Origin of the sequence: Bradyrhizobium sp. ISRA436 (genome assembly GCF_029910015.1) — a bacterium.
Taxonomy (GTDB): Bacteria; Pseudomonadota; Alphaproteobacteria; order Rhizobiales; family Xanthobacteraceae; genus Bradyrhizobium.
On the sequence record NZ_CP094519.1, the window covers coordinates 3,064,335 to 3,087,482 of the forward strand.

At 64.0% G+C, this 23,148-nt stretch carries 16 protein-coding genes and 1 tRNA gene; 14 read left to right on the forward strand and 3 right to left on the reverse strand.

Features of this window, described 5'->3' with window-relative positions; translation table 11 throughout:
* Positions 1-155: 155 nt before the first annotated feature.
* A complete protein-coding gene (locus tag MTX23_RS14405; RefSeq protein ID WP_280977328.1) occupies positions 156-1,070 on the forward strand; it encodes a DMT family transporter in 915 nt (304 codons plus the stop codon).
* 15 nt (positions 1,071-1,085) lie between these two features.
* On the opposite strand, the gene argE is transcribed toward MTX23_RS14405, so the two are convergent.
* Positions 1,086-2,258 (reverse strand): acetylornithine deacetylase, encoded by a 1,173-nt coding sequence (gene argE / locus MTX23_RS14410; protein WP_280977330.1) that lies wholly within the window; start codon positions 2,256-2,258, stop codon positions 1,086-1,088.
* 883 nt (positions 2,259-3,141) lie between these two features.
* The gene (locus MTX23_RS14415) at positions 3,142-3,927 is read right to left on the reverse strand and encodes an SDR family oxidoreductase (RefSeq protein ID WP_280977331.1); all 786 of its coding nucleotides are present in this window, start codon (positions 3,925-3,927) and stop codon (positions 3,142-3,144) included.
* A gap of 136 nt (positions 3,928-4,063) precedes the next feature.
* Between MTX23_RS14415 and MTX23_RS14420 the strand changes: the two genes are divergently transcribed.
* Both MTX23_RS14420 and MTX23_RS14425 read left to right on the forward strand, forming a co-directional pair.
* Positions 4,064-4,771, forward strand: coding sequence for a histidine phosphatase family protein (locus MTX23_RS14420; RefSeq protein ID WP_280977332.1), 708 nt, complete (start codon positions 4,064-4,066; stop codon positions 4,769-4,771).
* An 87-nt stretch (positions 4,772-4,858) separates the two neighbouring features.
* Positions 4,859-5,626, forward strand: a complete 768-nt coding sequence (locus MTX23_RS14425; protein WP_280977333.1) for an SDR family oxidoreductase — start codon at positions 4,859-4,861, stop codon at positions 5,624-5,626.
* Between the two features lie 168 nt (positions 5,627-5,794).
* Here MTX23_RS14425 and MTX23_RS14430 read toward each other — a convergent pair whose 3' ends face one another.
* Positions 5,795-7,018 (reverse strand): serine hydrolase domain-containing protein, encoded by a 1,224-nt coding sequence (locus tag MTX23_RS14430; RefSeq protein ID WP_280977334.1) that lies wholly within the window; start codon positions 7,016-7,018, stop codon positions 5,795-5,797.
* 172 nt (positions 7,019-7,190) lie between these two features.
* On the opposite strand from MTX23_RS14430, the gene MTX23_RS14435 reads away from it, so the two are divergent.
* From MTX23_RS14435 to rpoC, 11 genes are all read left to right on the forward strand, one after another.
* Positions 7,191-7,266 (forward strand) — tRNA-Trp (locus MTX23_RS14435).
* Positions 7,267-7,481: 215 nt separating this feature from the next.
* A complete protein-coding gene (locus tag MTX23_RS14440; protein WP_280977335.1) occupies positions 7,482-9,095 on the forward strand; it encodes an acyl-CoA synthetase in 1,614 nt (537 codons plus the stop codon).
* Positions 9,096-9,433: 338 nt separating this feature from the next.
* A complete protein-coding gene (gene secE / locus MTX23_RS14445; RefSeq protein WP_280977336.1) occupies positions 9,434-9,625 on the forward strand; it encodes a preprotein translocase subunit SecE in 192 nt (63 codons plus the stop codon).
* Between the two features lie 20 nt (positions 9,626-9,645).
* A complete protein-coding gene (gene nusG, locus MTX23_RS14450) occupies positions 9,646-10,179 on the forward strand; it encodes a transcription termination/antitermination protein NusG (protein ID WP_016840553.1) in 534 nt (177 codons plus the stop codon).
* A gap of 128 nt (positions 10,180-10,307) precedes the next feature.
* Positions 10,308-10,736 (forward strand): 50S ribosomal protein L11, encoded by a 429-nt coding sequence (rplK, locus tag MTX23_RS14455; RefSeq protein WP_027583240.1) that lies wholly within the window; start codon positions 10,308-10,310, stop codon positions 10,734-10,736.
* Between the two features lie 6 nt (positions 10,737-10,742).
* Positions 10,743-11,435: a 50S ribosomal protein L1 gene (rplA, locus tag MTX23_RS14460; RefSeq protein WP_280977337.1), complete on the forward strand. Its 693-nt coding sequence runs from the start codon at positions 10,743-10,745 to the stop codon at positions 11,433-11,435.
* Between the two features lie 96 nt (positions 11,436-11,531).
* Positions 11,532-12,485, forward strand: coding sequence for a 2-hydroxyacid dehydrogenase (locus tag MTX23_RS14465; RefSeq protein ID WP_280977338.1), 954 nt, complete (start codon positions 11,532-11,534; stop codon positions 12,483-12,485).
* 575 nt (positions 12,486-13,060) lie between these two features.
* Positions 13,061-13,579 carry a 50S ribosomal protein L10 gene (rplJ, locus tag MTX23_RS14470; RefSeq protein ID WP_280977339.1) on the forward strand — a complete coding sequence of 173 codons (519 nt, stop codon included), beginning with the start codon at positions 13,061-13,063 and terminating at the stop codon, positions 13,577-13,579.
* A gap of 54 nt (positions 13,580-13,633) precedes the next feature.
* On the forward strand, positions 13,634-14,011 hold the full coding sequence (rplL, locus tag MTX23_RS14475) for a 50S ribosomal protein L7/L12 (RefSeq protein WP_016847588.1): 378 nt from the start codon (positions 13,634-13,636) through the stop codon (positions 14,009-14,011).
* Positions 14,012-14,556: 545 nt separating this feature from the next.
* On the forward strand, positions 14,557-18,675 hold the full coding sequence (gene rpoB, locus MTX23_RS14480; RefSeq protein ID WP_280977340.1) for a DNA-directed RNA polymerase subunit beta: 4,119 nt from the start codon (positions 14,557-14,559) through the stop codon (positions 18,673-18,675).
* A 126-nt stretch (positions 18,676-18,801) separates the two neighbouring features.
* Positions 18,802-23,001, forward strand: coding sequence for a DNA-directed RNA polymerase subunit beta' (gene rpoC, locus MTX23_RS14485; protein WP_280977341.1), 4,200 nt, complete (start codon positions 18,802-18,804; stop codon positions 22,999-23,001).
* The last annotated feature ends 147 nt before the right edge of the window (positions 23,002-23,148 follow it).

Sequence of the window (23,148 nt, forward strand, 5' to 3'; positions counted from 1 at the left end):
ACCCCAACCCTCTAAGAGCGAGCTTCGCTCGTCTCGACCCCGCGAAGAGCGGGGCGAGGGAGCTTGGTCCCGCCGCTCTGGCGACTCGCTCTGAACAGGTTGCCTCTCGCTGAAGTCGCGCGCCGGCTGGCAAACGCGTTCCCCTGGACATTGAATTGACCGTCTCCTCCAACCTTCGCGGCAGCCTGTTCATGGCCGCGGCCATGGCCAGCTTCACGATGAATGACACCATCACCAAGGCGGTGTCGTCGGAGCTCAACATCGGGGAGATCCTCGTTGTCCGCGGCGGGTTCGCGATCGTGCTGGTCACGGCGCTCGCCTCCCATCGCAAGGCGTTGTGCAGCTTCCGTGCGCTGTTGATCTGGCCGGTCGGTTTGCGCGTTGTCGGCGAGATCGGCGGCACGCTGACCTATCTCGCGGCGATCTCGCAGATCCCGCTTGCGAATGCCTCGGCGATCTTCCAGGCGCTGCCGCTCGTCATCACGCTCGGTGCGGCGCTGGTGTTCGGCGAGCCGATCAGCTGGCGGCGCTGGCTCGCGATCGCGGCCGGCTTCATTGGCGTCCTGGTCATCGTCCGGCCGGGCGCGGAGGGATTTAGCCAGGCCTCATTGCTGGCGCTGGCCTCGGTCGGCTTCTGCGCGGTGCGCGATCTTGCGACGCGCCGCATCCCGAAGCAGTTGCCGACCCTGTTCATCACGCTGCTGACCACCGTGACGGTCAGCACGGCAGGCGCCGTGATCCTGTTTCCGCTCGGCGGCTGGAAGGCACCCTCCGGCCACGCAACAGGCCTTCTGGCGCTCGCCGCGGTGCTGATCCTGATCGGCTATCAATGCATCATCGTGTCGCTGCGCACCGGCGACATCTCGGCGGTGGCGCCGTTCCGCTATCTCGCGCTGCTGTGGGCGATGCTGACAGGCTATCTCGTATTCGGCCACAAGCCCGACGGTCCGATGCTCGCTGGCGCCGCGATCATCGTGACATCAGGTCTCTACGCGTTCTATCGCGAGCGCAAGCGCGACAAACTGCGTCCCGCCGCGACCGGGCCGGGCCAGCCACCGGACGGGCTGTGAGAGAGGGAAATCACACTAAGACTTCGCGCAATGCGCGATCAGCCGCTCGACGAAATCAGCGCAGCTCATGAGCTGCGACATCTCGACGAATTCATCCGGCGTGTGCGCCTGCGCGATCGAGCCCGGGCCGACCACCACCGACGGCACATCCGCCATGCTGACGAACAGGCCGGCCTCGGTGCCGAAGGCCACCTTGGCGTGGTCGTTGCGGCCGGCGAGCTGCTTGGCGAGCGTGACGACGGGATCGTCCGTTGGCGTATCGAGCGCGGGGTAGTCGAGGATCTCCTCGAAATCGATGCCGCACTCCGGATGGCGCTTGCGCATGGCGGGTTCGATCTCGGCCCTGGCCCAGGCGACGATTGCATCCGTCACCTGCCTGGACTCGCTGACGCCCAGGCCGCGGCATTCGAATTCCACCGTGCACTGATCCGGCACGATGTTCAGCGCCGCGCCGCCATGCACGATGCTGGTGAGCAGGGTAGTGTGGGGGACGTCGTAAAGCTCGTCGCGGCCGCCTTCCGTGGCCAGCCGTTCGGCGCGACGGCGGATCTCGGTGATGAGCTCGGCTGCGTATTCGATGGCGTTCACGCCGTCGGGGGCAATCGAGGAGTGGCGGGCGAGCCCGCGGAACGTGGCGCGAACGCCATGCTTGCCCTTGTGCCCGATGATCACCTGCATCTGGGTCGGCTCGCCGACGAAGCAGCCCAGCGGTTTGACCATCTTGCGGCTCACCTCGCGCAGCATCGGCCGCACGCCGACGCAGCCGATCTCCTCGTCATAGGAGATCGCAAGATGGATCGGCGTCTTGAGTCCGGCGTCAAGCATCTCCGGGACCATGGCAAGACAGACCGCGACAAAGCCCTTCATGTCGGTGGTGCCGCGGCCGTAGAACCGTCCGTCGCGCTCGACGAGCTCGAACGGATTGTGCGTCCAGTTCTGTCCCGCAACCGGCACGACATCGGTATGTCCCGACAGCACCAGGCCGGGCTTGTCGTCGGGGCCGATGGTGACCCACAACGAGGCCTTCTGCCCGGTTTCGTCCACGATCTGCTCTCCGCTGACGCCAAGCGAGGCGAGGTAGCTCTCGATATAGGCGATCAGGGACAGGTTCGAGCGGTCGCTGACGGTGTCGAAGGCGACCAGATCGGCCAGCAGCTTGCGGATACGGTTGGGGCGTTGGCTTGGCATGGTGCGGCTCATTCGCAGAAACTGAGATTGTACCACTTTGAAGGCACTGATTTGCCCGACGGCGCAAGCCCCTCGCACAAAAATATTTCTGTTTTCCAGAAGTTCAACTCAGTGTATGAATGGCCCGTCTCACCCGCCTGAGGGGCGCTTCGCGATCGTCACGAGTGTTGGGTCGGGATGCGGTGGACGCCGAGCGTGTGACTGACGAGCACACGCGAGGCGGACGGTGAAGTCGTGTGGTTCCGACGCCCTAGTGGCAGGTGTCGACTCCCAGGACGCGGAAGCGTCTCGCGGATGACGGTGACAAACAAGCCCAGTCTCGCCGGGGAGAGCACGTATAAGCCGTAAACCATCGCGCAGGGAAAGCCGGGATTGCTCCGGTTTCACCTGTGGTCCTACCTCCCGTGCTTTCCACGCACGGGACCCATGGGTGCGATCGGCACCCGGCTTTCCCTGCGCCCTCTGTTCGATGAGGGCGGGCCGAGAGGTAAGCCTCGGACAATTCATGTCGCGAGAACGTAAAGCCGTATCTCCACGCCTGTCATCGCCCGCGAAGGCGGGCGATCCAGTATTCCAGAGGCAGCAGTGATTGATCCGAGAGGCCGCAGCGTACTGGATACCCCGCATGCGCGGGTATGACGGCGGAGCGATCGATTGCGTCCGCCCTCGCCAAGGCTTCGGCGGACGAGTCGTCGCTTCAGCGCAAAATTGCTTTGCAATTTTGTCGCGAGCTTCTCGCAATGACGATGTTGAGACATCGAGCGAAAGCGATCCCCAGCGTCGTCCCCGCGCAGGCGAGACGACAGCAGGGGGCGTGGCGCCAGGACGACAGTGGTGAATGTGGAGCCATCCGGCCCAGGACAGTGAAACGAGAGAGCCTTTGCTAAACTGGCTTGCCCGTATACGGCATCGAGGCGGTGAGGCCGCCGTCGACCGGGATTGCCTGGCCGTTGACGTAGGACGCTTCGTCGCTCGCCAGGAACAATCCCATCGCCGCGAGTTCATGCGGCTGGCCGGCGCGCTTCAACGGATTGAGCTGGCCGATCTTGTCGGAAGTGCCGCGCTCCTTGGCGCGGTCGAACACGGGCTTTGTCATTCCGGTTTCGATCAGGCCCGGGCAGACCGCGTTGATGCGCACGCCGGTGCCGGAGAGCGAGTAGGCGGTGGTCTGCACCAGGCTGATGACGCCGGCCTTGCTGGCGCCGTAAGGATGGCCGCTGGCGCCGGCCTTCAGGCCTGCGACGGAGGCGGTACAGATGATCGACCCGAAGCCCTGCCTGGTCATGTGCGGAATTGAATGCTTGATCGCGAGGAACGGGCCGATCAGATTGACGCGCAGCACTTCCTGCCAATGCTCCACGGTCTGGTCGGCGAGCGGCACTAGGCCGCCGCTGACGCCAGCGTTGGCCCAGATCGCATCGAGCTTGCCGTATTTTGCGACCGCTTTGTCGATGAAGGCTTTGACGTCAGCTTCGGAGCTTGCATCGGCCATAACAGCTTCAACGGTGCCGCCGGCATCGCGCACGAGCTTTGCGGTTTCATTGACGCCGTCGGTGCGATCGACCGCGATCAACTTGGCGCCTTCCTTGGTGAACAGCAGCGAGGCCGCGCGGCCGATGCCGCTTCCAGCGCCGGTGATGATGACGGATTTGCCTTCGAGGCGGCCCATGAGTTTCTCCCTGTGGCGTGATCCGCGGCACCTGCCGCGCGACGGAATTCAAACAAGATTTCAAACGTCCGAAGCACTTGAGACGATGTGCGGCGTGACGTACAGCGACGTGGGACACTATTGAAGGGCTCATTCGATGTCCAACCCAGAGCAAGCAAAGGTGATCACGACGCGGTGGTGGTGGGTTCGCCACGCACCGGTGCGCAGCGACGGCGGCAACATCTACGGCCAGGAAGATATCGACTGCGACACCGGCGACAGCGAAGTGTTCGAGGCGGTCGCCAAGATCCTGCCGCGCAACGCGGTATGGTACTCGAGCAATCTGAAGCGCACGCACGAGACCGCGGAAGCGATCTGGGCCGCCGGCTTTCCTAAGCCGGCAAGCATGACGCAGGAGCGCGACTTCGCCGAGCAGCATCTCGGGCAATGGCAGGGCATGAACCGCGCCGCGTTCCTTGCCAGCCGCCCGGTCGGCAGCACCTGGTTCGCGGATGTCAACGAACCCGCGCCCGGCGGCGAGAGTTACATGGACCTCTACACCCGCGTCTGTCGCACGATCGTGCGGATCAATGCCGCGGAGGCGGGCAGGGATGTCATCGCTGTCGGCCATGGCGGCGTGATCAAGTGCGCTGTCGGTCTTGCGCTCGGCGGCCAGCCGGACAGGGGGCTCGCCTTCGACATCGACAATGTCTCGGTGACGCGGCTCGATCATGTCGCGGCGTCCGGGCTGTCGACCTGGCGCTTGCCGATGGTGAACCAGCAGCCCTGGATCGCCGATGTCAGGCACGCCGCGATGCATCAGCAGGCCGGGCCCGAAGTTCGCCCGGCGACCAAGCTCGCATGATGCCGCTATCGCAACACCGGAACGCTGCTTAAGCTCAACGCAGAATTCAAGACATCAGACTCAAAACCTCAGATTTGGGAGAGAAACATGACTCTGTTCGACATGAAGGGAAAAGTCGCCGTCATCACCGGCTCGACGCGCGGCATCGGACGCGCCATTGCCGAGCGCATGGCCGAGCACGGCGCCAAAGTCGTGATCTCCTCGCGCAAGGCCGACGTCTGCGATCAGGTGGCGAAGGAGATCAACGAGACCTACGGCAAGGGCACCGCGGTTGCGATCGCGGCCAACATTTCCTCGAAGGAAAACCTGCAGAACCTCGTCGACGAGAGCAATCGCGCGTTCGGCAAGATCGACGTGCTGGTCTGCAACGCGGCGTCGAACCCGTATTACGGCCCGCTCGCCGGCATCTCGGACGATCAGTTCCGCAAGATCCTCGACAACAACATCGTCGCCAACAACTGGCTGATCTCGATGGTGGTGCCGCAGATGATCGAGCGCAAGGACGGCTCCATCATCATCGTCTCCTCGATCGGCGGCCTGAAGGGCTCGACCATCCTCGGCGCCTACGCCATCTCGAAGGCGGCCGACATGCAGCTCGCGCGCAACCTCGCCTGCGAATACGGCAAGCACAACATCCGCGTGAACTGCATCGCGCCGGGCCTGATCAAGACCGACTTCGCCAAGGCGCTGTGGGACAATCCGGACAATCTGAAGGCCTCGACCTCGCGCTCGCCGCTACTGCGGATCGGCGTGCCGGACGAGATCGCGGGCGCTGCCGTTTTCCTGGGCTCGCGCGCCGGCGACTTCATGACCGGCCAGACCATGGTGATCGACGGCGGGGCGACGATCAGCTGACGCCGACGTTGGTGCGCAAAGCGCGCCACACGCTCAACTGGTCATCACCCCGCGAAAGCGGGTGATCCAGTACGCGGAGGCCTCTCGGTTTATCGCGATCGACGCGGCGTACTGGATGCCCCGCCTGCGCGGGGCATGACAGCGTTGAGGATCAGGGGAGTGCTACAGTCACTCCACCGCCGCGTACACGCCATTGCGCACCAGCGAGCGGAAATATTCGCGCTGGCCGGGACCCTGCATCATGAAGACCGCGATCAGGTCTTCGCTCGGGTCGATCCAGAAGAACGTGCCGGCCATGCCGCTCCAGAAGAACTGGCCGACCGAGCCGGAGAACGACGCCATGCCCTGCTGCATGCGCACGGCGAAGCCGAGGCCAAAGCTGTGGCCGGGCGGCACCAGCGTGCCCTGGATCTTGACGTTGGCGCCGAGATGATCCGACGCCATCAGCTCGAGCGTCTTGCGCCCGATGATCCTGGTGCCGTCGAGCGAGCCACGGCTGAGCAGCATCTGTGCGAAGCGCGCATAATCCATCGTAGTCGAGACCAGCCCGCCGCCGCCGGACTCCATGGCCGGCTTCTCCAGCATGTTGAACAGTTGCACCTTCTCATTGGTCCAGGGATCGGCCGCGAAGGCCTCGGCGAGCCGGCCGGCATTGGCTTCCGGCGTGTGGAAGGCGGTCTCGGTCATCTGCAGCGGGCTGAGGATACGTTCGGTCAGGAACGCGCCGAGCGTCTTGCCGCTGACCACCTCGATGATGCGGCCGAGGATGTCGGTGGAGCGGCTGTAGTTCCACTCGGCGCCGGGCTGGCAGACCAGCGGCATGCCAGCGAGCATGGTGGCGTGCTCGGCATTGGTGATCTTGCGGCTGCGCAGCCGCGACTGCTGGTAGAGCTGCTGCACCATGCCGTTGCCGGTGTGATCATAGGTCAGGCCGGAGGTGTGGCGGAGCAGGTCCTGGATCGTCATCTGCCGCTTGGCCGGGACAAGCTCGAGCTTGCCGTTGTGTTTGACGCCGACCTTGGTCTCGGCGAATTCGGGGATGAATTTCGCAACGGGGTCGTTGAGCAGGAAGTGGCCGTCCTCCAGCAGCATCATGATGCCGACCGAGACGATCGGCTTGGTCATCGAGAAGATGCGGAAGATCGTGTCATGCGCCATCGGCGCGCTGGCCGTCGGGCTCTGCCGGCCGATCGCGTCGAACCAGCCGATCTGGCCGCGCCGCGCCACCAGCACTGTCACGCCGGGCGTGTTCCCCTTGTCGACCTCGCGCTTGAAGGTGTCGGACATCGCCTGCAGCCGCACACTCGACAGCCCGATCGATTCGGGTTTGGCGAGGGGGAGGGACGGGGTCTTCGGACTGGCGGCGTGCCTGGCGGCGGTTTGAGCGTTCATGGTCTCTCCCTGTGCTCTTGTGATTGTTGCGGCGGGGTGCCGGCGAGGGGTGGTGGGCGAAGTCTGGCGCAGAAGTTCTGCATTGAACAGCAGGTTCAACGCTTCGCCCTTGCAAAGCGGCCATGCCCTGTGCTTGAAACGGCGCGAACCCGCGGCGACGCCGGTTCCCTGCAGGAGTGTAGCTCAATTGGTAGAGCACCGGTCTCCAAAACCGGGGGTTGGGAGTTCGAGCCTCTCCACTCCTGCCAGCCTTTACCGAACAATTTGAAGCAGTTGGCCGAGGCCCCGGACCCCGGTCATGATCACTTTCGCTCACTTGATGAGCGGGCAGCCGCCGTCCTTCAGCGGGCGGAAGGCGTGGTCGCCGGGCACCTCGGCGAGCACCGGTCGACGCCGCCCGACGGTAGGGCGGCGGGACGCTCAAATCAGAAACAACGACAACAAGCACATTCGGGAGGAAGACATGAGTGGAGATATCGCGGCAGCCATCCAGCGCGCCCGCGAGCACAGCATCGGCGATCTCTTGCGCCGGTCCGCAAGGCGCTATCCAAACAAGACGGCGCTGATCTGCGGCGAGGTGAGCTGGACCTTTGCGGAGATGGACGCGATCTGCAACCGGCTGGCACGCGGCCTGCTCGGGCTTGGCATCGGGAAGGGCGACCGCATTGCCGTACTGTCGCGCAATTCGCATGCGTTCGCGGCGCTGCGCTTCGCGGTGGCGCGGATCGGTGCGGTCCTGGTGCCGATCAACTTCATGCTGAACCCGGACGAGATCAATTTCATTCTCTCCAATTCCGGCGCGAAGCTGCTCGCGGTCGGGCCGGACTTTGTCGACACCGCGCGTGCCGCGGCCGCCAAGGGCTCCGCCGTCGAGACGCTGGTCTGGTTGCCGGGCGAGGATCCCGCGACGGTACCTGACGGCATCAAGACCTTCGACGGCCTGTTGCACGGCGATGCCTCGGCGCTCGATGCCTCGGTCGACAGCCGCGACCCCGCGCAGATCATCTACACCAGCGGCACGGAGTCGTTGCCGAAAGGCGCGATCCTCACCCATGAAGCCGTGATGTGGCAGTATGTCAGTTGCATCATCGATGGCGGCATGGCAACCGACGACAATGTCCTGCACGCGCTGCCGCTCTATCATTGCGCGCAGCTCGACGTCTTTCTGGGGCCCGCGATCTATCTCGGCGCCACCAGCCTGATCACCGGCAAGCCGGTGCCGGACCATATCCTGGCGCTGATCGCAGCCCACAAGATCAATGCATTCTTCGCGCCGCCGACGATCTGGATCGCGATGCTGCGCTCACCGGCGTTCGATCGCACCGATCTGTCGACGCTGGGCAAGGGTTACTACGGCGCCTCGATCATGCCGGTCGAGGTCCTGCTCGAGCTGCAGCGCCGGCTGCCGAACGTGAAGTTCTGGAATTTCTACGGCCAGACCGAGATCGCGCCGCTCGCAACCGTGCTGACGCCGGAGGATCAATTGCCGAAGGCGGGTTCGGCCGGCAAGCCCGCCATCAATGTCGAGACCCGGGTGGTCAATCCTGACATGACCGACGTCAGGGTCGGCGAGGTGGGCGAGATCGTGCACCGCTCGCCGCATCTGCTGTCGGGCTATTACAACGATCCGGTCAAGACCACGGCGGCATTCGCCGGCGGCTGGTTTCACTCCGGCGATCTCGCGACCGTCGATGCCGACGGCTACATCACCGTGGTCGATCGCGTGAAGGACATGATCAAGAGCGGCGGCGAGAACGTCGCAAGCCGCGAGGTCGAGGAGATGATCTACCGGCTGCCGGCGGTGTCGGAGGTCGCGGTGGTCGGGCTGCCCGATCCGCGCTGGATCGAGGCGGTGACGGCGATCGTGGTGGTAAAGGCCGGACAGAACCTCGATGAGGACGCAGTCATCAAGCACTGCGCCGCCGCGATGGCCCATTTCAAGGTGCCGAAGCGGGTCATCTTCGTCGACAGCCTGCCGAAGAACCCGAGCGGCAAGCTGCTCAAGCGCGAGCTGCGCCAGCGCTATGTCAGCGCGGCCACGCTCGACCAGGCGGTCCAGAAGAGCTTTGCCGGGTAATCCGTCGGCCCGGCTGGGGCGTGGGAGAGCGGGACCAGGTGGTACCAATCCCGCCGCCTAAGCCCTTGATTTGAGAGGGCCTGTCCCGTCCGGCCTCCAGCCGGCCGGGGTGAGGGTGCGGCTTCGCCGACCTTGACCTTTGGCCGGTCCCGCAGTAGATACCCGCCACTCGCTGCCGGCCCGTTTTGACCGCGGATATCCGGCGCGGCCTGAATTCCCCCGAACAATCGAGCTCGTTCATCGGCTCAACCTTCCAAACGAGGGCTGGGTCCTCAAGATCGGCTGTTCGGATTCCTTGAAGCTTTGCAAATCGTTCGGTGACGGACGCGGATCTTACGATGGCTTTCAGCCCGTTCAAATTCCTGCAGGAAGTGCGCTCGGAGACCGCCAAGGTCACCTGGCCGACGCGCCGCGAGACGACCATCACCACCATAATGGTGTTCGTGATGGTGGCGCTGGCCTCGATCTTCTTTTTCGCGGCGGATCAGATCATCCGCTACCTGGTCACCATGATACTGGGTATCCACTGATGAGCACTGGAACTCAATTGATGGACAAGCGCTGGTACATCGTTCACGCCTACTCGAACTTCGAGAAGAAGGTCGCGGAGTCGATCCGCGAGCAGGCGAAGCAGCGCGGACTGGAAGAACTGTTCGAGCAGGTGCTGGTGCCGACCGAGAAGGTCACCGAGGTGCGCCGCGGCCGCAAGATCGACGCCGAGCGCAAGTTTTTCCCCGGCTATGTGCTGGTGAAGATGAAGCTGACCGACGAGGCGTTTCATCTGATCAAGAACACTCCGAAGGTGACGGGCTTCCTCGGCGCGGAAAACAAGCCGATGCCCATCTCGGAAGCCGAGGCCATGCGCATCCTGCACCAGGTGCAGGAGGGCGTGGAACGGCCGAAGGCGTCGGTGTCGTTTGAAATCGGCGAGAACGTGCGCGTGGCCGACGGCCCGTTCGCCTCGTTCTCGGGCGTAGTGGAAGAAATCGACGAGGCGCGCTCGCGCGTGAAGGTCGCGGTGTCGATCTTCGGCCGCGCCACGCCGGTCGAACTGGAATTCGGTCAGGTCGAAAAGGTGGTCTGACCGGAGGGCGCGGGGTATATGCCTCGCGTCAGCAAAGGCCGTGGGAGGCGGGAGGCGGTCGCCAGCCCCTTCAACCGAACCACGGAACCTGAAACCGCCGGCGTCGTCCGGCACAACAGGAGCGATAAATGGCAAAGAAAGTGACCGGATACCTGAAGCTTCAGGTCCCGGCCGGCGCGGCGAACCCGTCGCCCCCGATCGGCCCCGCGCTTGGTCAGCGCGGTCTCAACATCATGGAGTTCTGCAAGGCGTTCAACGCGCAGACCCAGAAGGAAGAGAAGAACACCCCGATCCCCGTGATCATCACCATCTATGCGGACCGTTCCTTCACCTTCGAGATGAAGACGCCGCCGATGTCCTACTTCCTCAAGCAGGCTGCCAAGATCCAGTCCGGCTCGAAGGCGCCGGGCCGTGACAAGGCCGGCCAGGTGACCAAGGCGCAGGTGCGCGAGATCGCCGAGAAGAAGATGAAGGACTTGAATTGCGACACCGTCGAAGCGGCCATGAAGATGGTCGAGGGCTCGGCCCGTTCGATGGGTCTGGAAGTTGCGGGGTAAGGCGCCATGTCAATCGGAAAGCGTTTGAAGAAGGCCCGCGAAGGTATTGATCGCGAGAAGCTTTACCCGCTCGCGGACGCCATCAAGATGGTCAAGGAGCGCGCCAAGTCGAAGTTCGACGAAACGATCGAGATCGCGATCAATCTCGGCGTCGACCCGCGCCACGCCGACCAGATGGTCCGCGGCGTGGTCAACCTGCCGAACGGAACCGGCCGTACGCTCCGCGTCGGCGTGTTCGCGCGCGGCGCCAAGGCTGAGGAAGCCAAGGCCGCCGGTGCCGACGTCGTCGGAGCCGAAGACCTGGTCGAGAAGGTGCAGGGCGGCACGATCGATTTCGACCGCTGCATCGCCACTCCCGACATGATGCCGCTGGTCGGCCGCCTCGGTAAGGTGCTCGGTCCGCGCGGCATGATGCCGAACCCGAAGATCGGCACCGTGACCATGGACGTCACCAACGCCGTGAAGGGCGCCAAGGGCGGCTCGGTCGAGTTCCGCGTCGAGAAGGCTGGCATCGTCCAGGCCGGTATCGGCAAGGCCTCGTTCTCCGAGGACAAGCTGGTCGAGAACGTCAAGGCGCTCGCTGATGCAGTCGCCAAGGCGAAGCCGGCGGGTTCCAAGGGCACCTACATCCAGCGCGTGGCGGTTTCCTCCACCATGGGCCCGGGCGTGAAGGTCGAGCCGGGCACGATCCTGGGCTAAGATCTTTCCAAGCAATGCGATAAAGAGGGGCGGAATCGGGCAACCGGTCCGCCCCTTTGTATTGGCGCGTGAAGCTACTTCCAAGAAGCGGCAAGAATGTCCGACAAGGTCCTGATCTACTCGCGCTTCCCCAAGGCTCAGCTGGTGCGCTTCGGCGAACGCTATGAGCTCCTCAACACAGCGGGCCAGCGGCCGGACGAAGCCTTCCCGGCGGCCGAGCTCGCTGAGGTCCGCGCCATGATCACCGCCGGCGGGACGCCGCTCGACGGTGATGCCATGGACCTGCTGCCCAAGCTCGGTGCGATCATCTGCTACGGCACGGGTTTCGACGGCGTCGATCTGGCCGCCGCCGCGAAGCGGGGAATCGCCGTCGGTCACAGCCCGGGCGCCAACGCCGCGTCCGTGGCCGACATGGCGGTGACGTTGATGCTGGCTGCGGTGCGCCGTCTGCCGGTGGCGGACAATTATGTCCGCAGTGGCGACTGGGCCGGCCGCAAGCCGTCACCGATGATGCGGCCGCAGGCCGGGATGCGCGGTCGCAAGGTCGGCGTCTACGGGATGGGCGAAATCGGCCGGAAGATCGCCGCCCGCGTCGCCGCCTTCGAGACCGAGGTCGGCTATTTCAGCCGCACCAGATACGATCTGCCCTATCAGTACCTGCCGAGCCTGGAAGCGCTCGCCGATTGGTGCAGCGTGCTGATGGTCGCGGTCCGCGCCGGCCCTGAGACCAACCATGCCGTCGACGCCGACATCCTGCGCCGGCTCGGCAGCGACGGCTTTGTCGTCAACATCTCGCGCGGCTCGGTCATCGATGAGACGGCGCTCGTCGCGGCGTTGACCGGCCAGACCATCGCCGGCGCCGGTCTCGACGTGTTCGCCGAGGAGCCGCATGCCCCCGACGCGTTGACGGCGCTTCCCAACGTGGTGCTCTCGCCGCATCTTGGCGGTCACACCCTCGAATCGCACGTGGCGATGCAGGACTGTGTGCTCGCCAATCTCGAGGCGTTCTTTGCCGGCAGGCCGCTGCCCTATCGGGTGAAAGGCGTCTGAGCGGGCTGACCGGATCACGGAACCGGGTTCCGGAGGCCGATCCGAACTGGTCTGAATTTTGCTCTTGGCAAGTGGGGCGAAACTCGCTAAATACCGCGCTCCGGGCGTGCCAGCGGTTGCTGGCATGTCTGTGCTTGCATTCCGAAAACCTGAGACGATAGGAGACCATTCCTTTCCGCATGCCCGCAAGGATGTCGAAAGGAAGGAGACCCATCGGCTCGAACGGAACGAGAGCAGGGGCATTCGGCTGAGCCGAATTGCCTCGATCCTGTCCGAGACTGCAGGCGCCAGCGAGAACTTCGCGTTTTCAACGGCTTAATCGCATGGCCTGCATAGACGGGTGAAGACCGGATTTCGCATTCCAGTTTGCGACGACCTCGCGGCTGGGCGCTGATTTGGTTCGAACCTCGACAGCCCATGGCCGCAAGGCTCTGGGAGGGCAGGCTTCTAGAACGTCGTCTTGCCCGGCATGTCCGAAGGGTTCACGCCCGACGGGTCAGGTTTTGGGCGGGACGATGGGTGCAACCCGGCGGTCCTGTCCTCGCGGAAAGGCCGCCAACCGGAGAGAGCTTGCTGTGGAACGAGCGGCAAAAAAAGAGGCGGTCGAACAGCTCAACGAGGTCTTCAAGACCACGAGCGTCGCGATCGTTGCTCATTATTCCGGCCTCACCGTCGCCCAGATGCAGACCCTGCGCAAGCAGATGAAGCAGGCGGGCGCGTCGGTGAAGGTCTCGAAGAACCGTCTCGCCAAAATTGCTCTTGAAGGCACTGACGTCGCAGCCATCGGCTCCCTGCTGAAGGGGCCGACCGTGATCGCAACTTCAAACGATCCGGTCGCGGCGCCAAAGGTTGCCATCGAATTCGCCAAGGCGAACGAGAAGTTCGTCATTCTCGGCGGTTCGATGGGTAAAACCGTCCTGAATGTCGACAGCGTGAAGGCGCTTGCCTCACTGCCGTCGCTCGACGAACTGCGCGGCAAGCTTGTCGGCCTCATCCAGGCGCCGGCGACCAAGCTCGCTCAGCTGTCCAACGCGCCCGCGGCCAAGCTCGCACGCGTCATTCAGGCTCATGCCTCAAAGGGCGAAGCGGCCTGACCCCTTCGCTAATCTCAAACCTGGTTCGAACCAAACGTTTAAGGAAACACATCAATGGCTGACTTGCAGAAAATCGTCGACGACCTCTCGAGCCTCACCGTGCTCGAAGCGGCCGAACTCGCCAAGCTCCTCGAAGAAAAGTGGGGCGTGTCCGCCGCTGCCGCCGTTGCGGTGGCCGGTCCGGCCGCTGGCGGCGCTGCCGCTGCTCCGGCTGAAGAGAAGACTGACTTCACCGTCGTGCTGGCTGCCGCCGGCGACAAGAAGATCGAGGTCATCAAGGAAGTCCGCGCCATCACCGGCCTGGGCCTGAAGGAAGCCAAGGACCTCGTCGAAGGCGCTCCGAAGCCGCTCAAGGAAGGCGTCAACAAGGAAGAAGCCGACAAGATCAAGGCCCAGCTCGAGAAGGCTGGCGCGAAGGTCGAACTCAAGTAACCGCTGGTTATTTGGGCGACATCCCGGGCGCGCGAAAGCGGGCCCGGGTCTGTCCGAACGGGACGCGAGTGGCCGGGTTCCGGTCATGGCGGCGCGGGCGGGACAGGACGAGCACTGCACGGCCCGGGAGTGTTCGGGCCTTGCAAAACGGCGTGCGACGGATTGTCGCGTGGCGTGGTGGACACAAAAAAGTGTGGGGATCCGTAGACTTAACCCTCGAATCTCCATTATTGCCTACCCATATCGGGTCGGCAGCGGAAAAACACGGTCGGCGGCGGGAGCGGCAGGGGCTCCCGGCGGAAGCCGTTGGGAGACAGTCAGATTTCGGGCTTTTTCAGTCCGTAGAAGCGGAAGGTTTTGACGGGCGGGTGCAGGCATGCGCCCCGCGCGTCGTTTTGCGTTTTGAAGGCCGCTGGTCCGGGTTGGGATTTAATTCCTGAATTTGGGCTTCGTTCCTTCGAAGCGATTCGAAATTCAACCCGGGGGCGATGGCAGTCGTGTCCCGGAAGGTTCGCCCCACAAGGCGACGAAAATGAGAGGCCACGATGGCGCAGCAGACATTCACTGGTCGCAAACGCGTACGCAAGTTTTTCGGTCACATCAAGGAAGTTGCGGAGATGCCGAACCTCATCGAGGTTCAGAAGGCGTCCTATGACCAGTTCCTGATGGTGGAAGAGCCGGCCGGTGGGCGCCCGGATGAGGGGCTGCAGGCCGTGTTCCGTTCGGTGTTTCCGATCTCGGATTTCTCCGGCACCTCGATGCTTGAATTCGTCCGCTACGAGTTCGAGCCGCCGAAGTATGACGTCGACGAGTGCCGCCAGCGCGGCATGACCTTTGCCGCGCCGCTCAAGGTGACGCTGCGCCTGATCGTGTTCGATATCGACGAGGAAACCGGCGCCAAGTCGGTGAAGGACATCAAGGAGCAGGACGTCTACATGGGCGACATCCCGCTCATGACGATGAACGGCACCTTCGTCGTCAACGGCACCGAGCGCGTCATCGTCTCGCAGATGCACCGTTCGCCGGGCGTGTTCTTCGATCACGACAAGGGCAAGACCCATTCGTCCGGCAAGCTCTTGTTTGCCGCGCGCGTGATTCCGTATCGCGGTTCCTGGCTCGACATCGAGTTCGACGCCAAGGACATCGTGTTCGCGCGCATCGACCGCCGCCGCAAGATCCCCGTGACCTCGCTGATGTACGCGCTCGGTCTCGACGGCGAGCAGATCCTGTCGACCTTCTACAAGAAGATCACCTACAAGCGGACCAAGGACGGATGGCGCGTGCCGTTCGACGCCAACCGCTTCCGCGGCTATTCGACCGTCAATGACCTGATCGACGCCGACACCGGCAAAGTGGTGCTTGAGGCCGGCAAGAAGCTGACCGTGCGCCAGGCGCGCCAGCTTCAGGAGAAGGGCCTGAAGGCGCTGCGGATGTCGGACGAGGAGCTGGTCGGCAACTACCTCGCCGAGGATCTCGTCAACCCGAAGACCGGTGAGATCTACGCCGAGGCCGGCGAGGAGATCACCGACAAGTCGCTCAAGGTGCTGAACGAGCAGGGCTACAAGGATCTGCCGCTGCTCGACATCGACCATGTCAATGTCGGCGCCTACATCCGCAACACGCTCTCCGCCGACAAGAACATGACGCGCGAGGACGCGCTGTTCGACATCTACCGCGTGATGCGTCCGGGCGAGCCGCCGACGCTGGATTCGGCGCAGGCCATGTTCCAGTCGCTGTTCTTTGACGCAGAGCGCTACGACCTGTCTGCGGTCGGCCGCGTCAAGATGAACATGCGTCTCGAGCTCGATGCGCCCGACACCCACCGCACGCTGCGCAAGGAAGACATCCTGGCGGTCATCAAGACGCTGGTCGACCTGCGCGACGGCAAGGGCGAGATCGACGATATCGACCATCTCGGCAACCGCCGTGTGCGCTCGGTCGGCGAACTCATGGAGAACCAGTACCGGATCGGTCTGCTCCGCATGGAGCGCGCGATCAAGGAGCGCATGTCGAGCGTCGACATCGACACCGTGATGCCGCAGGACCTGATCAACGCCAAGCCAGCGGCCGCCGCGGTGCGCGAGTTCTTCGGTTCCTCGCAACTCTCGCAGTTCATGGACCAGACCAACCCGCTGTCGGAGATCACCCACAAGCGGCGCCTGTCGGCGCTTGGCCCGGGCGGTCTGACCCGCGAGCGCGCCGGCTTCGAGGTCCGCGACGTGCATCCGACGCATTACGGCCGTATCTGCCCGATCGAGACGCCGGAAGGTCCGAACATCGGCCTGATCAACTCGCTAGCGACGTTCGCGCGCGTCAACAAGTACGGCTTCGTCGAGACGCCCTATCGTAAGATCAAGGACGGCCGGGTCACCGACGAGGTGGTCTATCTGTCGGCGATGGAAGAGGGCCGCTACCGCGTCGCGCAGGCCAACGTGCCGCTCGACCCGAAGGGCCGCTTCACCGAAGACCTCGTGGTCTGCCGTCACGCCGGCGAAGTGATGCCGGTCACGCCGGACAAGGTCGACTACATGGACGTGTCGCCGAAGCAGCTGGTTTCGGTCGCAGCAGCCCTGATCCCGTTCCTCGAGAACGACGACGCCAACCGCGCGCTGATGGGCTCGAACATGCAGCGCCAGGCGGTGCCGCTGGTTCGCGCCGAGGCGCCGTTCGTCGGCACCGGCATGGAAGGCGTGGTGGCCCGCGACTCGGGTGCTGCGATCGCCGCGCGCCGCTCCGGCGTGATCGACCAGATCGACGCCACCCGCGTCGTCATCCGCGCCACGGAAGATCTCGATCCGACCAAGTCGGGCGTCGATATCTACCGGCTGATGAAGTACCAGCGCTCCAACCAGTCGACCTGCATCAACCAGCGTCCGCTGGTGAAGGTCGGCGACATCGTCAAGAAGGGCGACATCATCGCCGACGGCCCGTCGACCGATCTCGGCGAGCTCGCGCTCGGCCGCAACGTGCTGGTCGCGTTCATGCCGTGGAACGGCTACAACTTCGAAGACTCGATCCTGCTCTCCGAGCGGATCGTGAAGGACGACGTCTTCACCTCGATCCACATCGAGGAGTTCGAGGTGATGGCCCGCGACACCAAGCTCGGTCCTGAGGAAATCACCCGCGACATTCCGAACGTCTCGGAAGAAGCGCTGAAGAACCTCGACGAAGCCGGTATCGTCTACATCGGTGCGGAAGTCCGCGCCGGCGACATCCTGGTCGGCAAGATCACGCCGAAGGGCGAGAGCCCGATGACGCCGGAAGAGAAGCTGCTCCGCGCCATCTTCGGCGAGAAGGCCTCCGACGTCCGCGACACTTCTCTCCGTGTTCCTCCCGGTGTGCAGGGCACGATCGTGGAAGTCCGCGTGTTCAACCGCCACGGCGTCGACAAGGACGAGCGTGCGCTGGCGATCGAGCGCGAGGAGATCGAGCGTCTGGCCAAGGACCGCGACGACGAGCAAGCGATCCTGGACCGCAACGTCTATAACCGCCTCGCCGAGCTGCTGGAGAACCGCCAGGGCATCGCCGGCCCCAAGGGCTTCAAGAAGGATACCAAGATCACCCGCGCGGTGCTCGACGAGTATCCGAAGTCGCAGTGGTGGCTGTTCGCCTCGCCGAACGACAAGCTGATGGCCGAGATCGAGGCCATGCGGAAGCAGTACGACGAGTCGAAGAAGGGCCTCGAGCAGCGCTTCCTCGACAAGGTCGAGAAGCTGCAGCGTGGCGACGAGTTGCCGCCCGGCGTGATGAAGATGGTCAAGGTCTTCGTCGCGGTGAAGCGCAAGATTCAGCCCGGCGACAAGATGGCGGGCCGTCACGGCAACAAGGGTGTGGTGTCGAAGATCGTTCCGATCGAGGACATGCCGTTCCTCGAGGACGGCACCCATGCCGACATCGTGCTGAACCCGCTCGGCGTGCCGTCGCGCATGAACGTCGGCCAGATCCTGGAGACGCATCTGGGCTGGGCCTGCGCCGGCCTCGGCAAGCGCATCGGCCAGACCATCGACGCCTACTATCACAAGCAGGACCTCAAGCCGCTGCGCGAGACCCTGAAGAAGATCTATGGCGAGGATGAAACCATCAGGTCGCTGAACGACAACGAGCTGCTCGAGCTCGGCCGCAATCTGAGCCACGGCGTGCCGATCGCCACCCCGGTGTTCGACGGCGCCAAGGAGGCCGACATCGAGGAGATGCTGAAGCTTGCCGGCTTCGACGCCTCCGGCCAGTCGACCGTCTATGACGGCCGCACCGGCGATGCGTTCGATCGCAAGGTGACGATGGGCTACATCTACATGCTCAAGCTGCATCACCTGGTGGACGACAAGATCCACGCGCGTTCGATCGGTCCGTACTCGCTCGTCACCCAGCAGCCGCTGGGCGGCAAGGCGCAGTTCGGCGGCCAGCGTTTCGGCGAAATGGAGGTCTGGGCGCTCGAAGCCTACGGCGCCGCCTACACGCTGCAGGAAATGCTGACGGTGAAGTCGGACGACGTCGCTGGCCGTACCAAGGTGTACGAGGCGATCGTGCGCGGCGACGACACTTTCGAGGCCGGTATTCCGGAATCGTTCAACGTGCTGGTCAAGGAAATGCGCTCGCTCGGCCTCAACGTCGACCTGCACAATTCCAAGATGGGGCCGGCGCCGACGTCGGAAGCGGCCGAGTGACGCTGTGATTCATGCCCGGCGCGAAAGCGCCGGGCCTTCGCGCTCCGCTCGGACGTTGAGCGGGGCGCGGGTCGATAAAAATTTCGAATTTGCTGCCGGTGACGATCGGCACGCGAGGAGAAGACCATGAACCAAGAGATTATGAATCTTTTCAATCCGACGACGCCGGCCCAGGTCTTCGACCAGATCCGGATTTCGATCGCGTCTCCGGAGAAGATTCTGTCGTGGTCCTACGGCGAGATCAAGAAGCCGGAGACCATCAACTACCGCACGTTCAAGCCGGAGCGTGACGGCCTGTTCTGCGCGCGCATCTTCGGTCCAATCAAGGACTACGAGTGCTTGTGCGGCAAGTACAAGCGGATGAAGTACAAGGGCATCATCTGCGAAAAGTGCTCGGTCGAGGTGACGCTGTCGCGCGTCCGTCGCGAGCGCATGGGTCACATCGAGCTGGCCGCGCCGGTCGCCCACATCTGGTTCCTGAAGTCGCTGCCGTCGCGCATCGGCCTGCTGCTGGACATGACGCTGAAGGATCTCGAGCGGATCCTCTACTTCGAATACTACGTTGTGCTCGAGCCGGGTCTGACCGCGCTGAAGGACCGTCAGCTGCTGTCGGAAGACGAGTATCTGAAGGCTCAGGACGAGTACGGCCAGGATAGCTTCACCGCCATGATCGGCGCGGAGGCGATCCGCGAGCTGCTCAAGGGGCTCGACCTCGACAAGCTCGAGGCGCAGCTGCGTGCCGAGATGGCGGAGACCGATTCCGACATCAAGCACAAGAAGCTCGCCAAGCGTCTGAAGATCGTCGAAGCGTTCCGCGTCTCCGGCAACAAGCCGGAATGGATGATCATGACGGTCGTGCCGGTGATCCCGCCGGACCTGCGTCCGCTGGTGCCGCTCGATGGCGGCCGATTCGCGACCTCGGATCTCAACGACCTCTACCGCCGCGTCATCAACCGCAACAACCGCCTGAAGCGGCTGATGGAGCTGCGCGCGCCCGACATCATCATCCGCAACGAGAAGCGCATGCTGCAGGAGGCCGTCGACGCGCTGTTCGACAACGGCCGCCGCGGCCGCGTCATCACCGGGGCCAACAAGCGCCCGCTGAAATCGCTCGCCGACATGCTGAAGGGCAAGCAGGGTCGGTTCCGCCAGAACCTGCTCGGCAAGCGCGTCGACTATTCGGGCCGTTCGGTGATCGTGGTCGGTCCCGAGCTGCGCCTGCATCAGTGCGGCCTGCCGAAGAAGATGGCGCTCGAGCTGTTCAAGCCGTTCATCTATTCGCGGCTCGACGCCAAGGGGCTGTCCACCACGGTGAAGCAGGCCAAGAAGCTGGTCGAGAAGGAGCGTCCGGAGGTCTGGGATATCCTCGATGAGGTGATACGCGAGCATCCGGTGCTGCTCAACCGTGCGCCGACGCTGCATCGCCTGGGCATCCAGGCGTTCGAGCCGGTGCTGATCGAGGGCAAGGCGATCCAACTGCATCCGCTGGTCTGCGCCGCCTTCAACGCCGACTTCGACGGCGACCAGATGGCCGTGCACGTTCCGCTGTCGCTCGAAGCGCAGCTGGAAGCGCGCGTCCTGATGATGTCGACCAACAACATCCTGCATCCCGCGAACGGCCAGCCGATCATCGTGCCGTCGCAGGACATCGTGCTCGGCCTCTACTACGTCTCGATCATGCGCGAAGGCTTGCCCGGCGAGGGCAAGATCTTCGGCGACATGGCCGAGCTCGAGCATGCGCTGCACTCGAAGGTCATCCACCTCCACACCAAGATCAAGTACCGGTGGGAGAGCCTCGGCGAGGACGGCAAGCCGTCCAAGCGCTGGATCGAGACCACCGCGGGCCGCATCATGCTCGGCAATCTGTTGCCCAAGCATCCGAAGATCTCGTACGACATCATCAACAAGCTGATGACCAAGCGCGAGATCTCCGGCGTCATCGACCAGGTCTATCGTCACTGCGGCCAGAAGGAGACGGTGATCTTCTGCGACCGCATCATGGCGCTCGGCTTCTACAACGCGTTCAAGGCCGGCATCTCGTTCGGCAAGGACGACATGGTGGTGCCGCACGGCAAGTGGAAGATCGTCGATTCGACCCGTACGCTGGCGAAGGATTTCGAGCAGCAGTACAACGACGGCCTGATCACCCATGGCGAGAAGTACAACAAGGTCGTCGACGCCTGGTCGAAGGCGACCGAAGAGATCGCCAAGGCGATGATGAAGGAGATCTCCGCCACCAAGAAGACGGCGAGCGGAGCCGACGCCGACATCAACTCGATCTACATGATGGCGCACTCCGGTGCGCGTGGTTCGCCGGCGCAGATGCGCCAGCTCGCCGGCATGCGCGGCCTGATGGCCAAGCCGTCGGGTGAAATCATCGAGACGCCGATCATCTCCAACTTCAAGGAAGGTCTGTCGGTGCTCGAGTACTTCAACTCGACCCACGGCGCCCGCAAGGGCCTCGCGGACACCGCGTTGAAGACCGCGAACTCGGGTTACCTGACCCGCCGTCTGGTCGACGTCGCACAGGACTGCATCATCACGCAGGCCGACTGCGGCACCACGCTCGGCATCAAGATGCGCGCCATCGTCGATGCCGGCACCGTCGTCGCCTCGCTCGGCTCGCGCATCCTGGGCCGCGTGGCCTGCGATGACGTGCGCGACCCCGTCACCAACAACGTGATCGTCAAGCGCGACACGCTGATGGAGGAGAGCCATGTCGACGCGATCCAGCAGGCCGGCATCCAGGAGGTGAAGATCCGCTCGGCGCTGACCTGCGAGCTGATCAACGGCATCTGCGGCAAGTGCTACGGCCGCGATCTGGCCCGCGGCACCCCGGTCAACCACGGTGAGGCCGTCGGCGTCATCGCGGCGCAGTCGATCGGCGAGCCGGGCACGCAGCTCACGATGCGCACGTTCCACATCGGCGGCGCGGCGCAGCTCAACGAGCAGTCGTTCGTCGAATCGAACTTCGACGGCAAGATCGTGATCAAGAACAAGGCGATCGCCCGCAACAGCGAAGGCCACTTGATCGCGATGGTGCGCAACATGGTCGTTGCGATCGTCGATGCCGACGGCGCCGAGCGTGCGACCCACCGTATCCAGTACGGTTCGCGGATGCATGTCGACGACGGCGACACGGTCAAGCGCGGCCAGCGCATCGCGGAGTGGGATCCCTACACCCGCCCGGTGCTCACCGAAGTCGAGGGCACGATCGGGTTCGAGGACCTGGTCGAGGGCCAGTCGATCTCGGAAACGCTCGACGAGTCCACCGGTATCGCCAAGCGCGTGGTCATCGACTGGCGCACGGCGCGCGGCGGCTCGGACCTGCGTCCGGCCATCGTGGTCAAGGGCAAGGACGGCAAGGTGATGAAGCTCGCGCGCGGCGGCGACGCCCGCTACATGCTGTCGGTCGACGCCATTCTGTCGGTCGACATCGGCGCGAAGGTCATGCCGGGCGACATCCTGGCGCGCATCTCGACCGAGAGCGCCAAGACGCGTGACATCACCGGCGGTCTGCCGCGGGTGGCGGAACTGTTCGAGGCTCGCAAGCCGAAGGACGCGGCGATCATCGCGGAGACCGCGGGCACGATCCGCTTCGGCCGCGACTACAAGAACAAGCGCCGCATCTCGATCGAGCCGTTGGACAAGACCGAGGAGCCGCGCGAGTACCTGATCCCGAAGGGCAAGCACATCCACCTTCAGGACGGCGATATCGTCGAAAAGGGCGATTTCATTGTCGAAGGCAACCCGGCACCGCACGACATCCTGGCGATCAAGGGCATCGAGGAACTCGCTGCCTATCTGGTCAACGAGATCCAGGAGGTCTACCGGCTGCAGGGCGTGCTCATCAACGACAAGCACATCGAGGTGATTGTCCGTCAGATGTTGCAGAAGGTGGAGATCACCGATCAGGGCGACACCGACATGATCTCGGGCGAGCAGGTCGACAAGATCGAGTTCGACGCGCTCAACACCAAGGCCAAGGAGGAGGGCAAGAAGCCCGCCACGGGTACGCCGGTTCTGCTCGGCATTACCAAGGCGAGCCTGCAGACCCGCTCCTTCTTCTCGGCGGCGTCGTTCCAGGAGACCACGCGCGTGCTCACCGAAGCGGCCGTCAACGGCAAGGTGGACCCGCTCGAAGGCCTCAAGGAGAACGTCATTGTCGGCCGCCTGATTCCGGCCGGCACCGGCGCCTCGATGGCGCGGATCCGCGAAGTCGCGATGAAGCGCGACAAGCTGATTCTCGACGAGCGCGAGAAGCAGGCGGCGATCGTGCCGACGGCTCCGGAAGCGGAGCCGCTGGCGCTGCCGCCCGCCGAATAGGGCCCCGCAGAACTACGGTAGCCAACGAGAAGGCCGGCTTCGCGCCGGCCTTTTTGCTGCTTTCTTTTGGTGTTGCGGTGCTGGGACGCACTTTGTTCATCTTTCCTTCAGGCAAAAAAGCGCTTTTGCTAGGCTGACTTAGGCCGG